The 1185-nt window shown below is 58.6% G+C and carries 2 protein-coding genes and 1 rRNA gene; all 3 read left to right on the top strand.

The features are described from left to right. A 5S ribosomal RNA gene (gene rrf / locus AC1DMG_RS22255) occupies positions 1 to 106 on the top strand; the annotation flags it as partial. 330 nt (positions 107 to 436) lie between these two features. After that, positions 437 to 997 carry a TIGR00645 family protein gene (locus AC1DMG_RS22250; RefSeq protein ID WP_441605057.1) on the top strand — a complete coding sequence of 187 codons (561 nt, stop codon included), beginning with the start codon at positions 437 to 439 and terminating at the stop codon, positions 995 to 997. Positions 998 to 1060: 63 nt separating this feature from the next. Next, positions 1061 to 1185, top strand: a 125-nt coding sequence (locus tag AC1DMG_RS22245; protein WP_477181163.1) for an FGGY family carbohydrate kinase, incomplete at its 3' end; no start/stop codon positions are given.

The following is a 1185-nucleotide window of genomic DNA, read 5'->3' as shown; positions in this document are numbered from 1 at the left end:
GCTATAGCGCTGTGGCCCCACCCGATCCCATCCCGAACTCGGAAGTGAAACGCAGCTGCGCCGATGGTAGTGTGAATTCTCATGCAAGAGTAGGTCACCGCCAGGGGCTTTATCCCTCAAACGCCTTCCCATCCGGGAAGGCGTTTGTCTTTGTGCGTTTTGAGAATATTCCGCGCTGAAAATCCCCAAAAAAACAGCTGTTTTTCTGCGTGGCGTGACTGCGCCCTGGCGAACGAATTGCTCGGGAGTGGAGCTCCGGCGCGGTGCTGCAGCTCTTCGAATAGACGTCCAAATGTCCATCAGGAGCAGTCGACGCACGGCTCACGCAGCCATGGCGCCAAGTTCTTGCCTGGGCCTGAATGAGTACGCGAAGTGGGATGCCGTCCGTCGCACGAATTTGCGATGATCGGGGATCCCTACCCATCATGTGACGCGTATGACGACTCCCCAGCAGAGCCGCCTTGGTCCGCTTTCCTATCTGATCTTTTCTTCCCGCTGGCTGCAGTTGCCGCTCTACCTGGGATTGATTGCCGCCCAGGCGATCTATGTCGTGCAGTTCATTCGCGAGCTGTGGCATCTCATCGACACTACGCTGCTCGGTCACGTTGCCGAAGGCGCCGGTGCGGAGAGTGCCGAGACGACCATCATGCTCACTGTGCTCGGTCTGATCGACGTAGTGATGATTTCCAACCTGCTGGTGATGGTGATCGTGGGTGGCTACGAGACCTTCGTGTCTCGGCTGAAGCTGGAAGGTCATCCCGATCAGCCGGAATGGCTTTCGCACGTGAATGCGACCGTGCTTAAAGTGAAGTTGGCGATGGCCATTATCGGCATTTCGTCGATTCACCTGCTTGCGACCTTCATCAAGGCCGATTCGCTCAACGCCGAGACCATCAAATGGCAGGTGCTGCTGCACCTGGCGTTTGTAGTGTCTGCGCTGGCCTTGGCTTTCATCGATCGCATCATGCAGCCAGGCGAGAAAGCAGGCGCGCACTGACGGCCTCAGGGATCGAACTGCTAGGCTTGGCCCCTCAGCCAAGCGCAGCAGGGGCCGGCAGACGTGGAGAAGCGTTACATCCTTGCCCTCGATCAGGGAACGACGAGCTCGCGGGCGATCCTGTTCGATCATTCGGGCTCGGTCGTCGGCGTCGCGCAGCGCGAATTCGCCCAGATCTTTCCGCTGCC

The organism is Dyella sp. 01N36, from assembly GCF_056399745.1.
Note: the sequence above shows the minus strand (reverse complement) of the source record. Positions and strands in the feature narration are given on the sequence as shown.

Excerpts from the sequence above, each read along its gene's own strand:
- AC1DMG_RS22250 (WP_441605057.1), top strand. The coding sequence starts at position 437 with ATGACGACTCCCCAGCAGAGCCGCCTTGGTCCGCTTTCCTATCTGATC.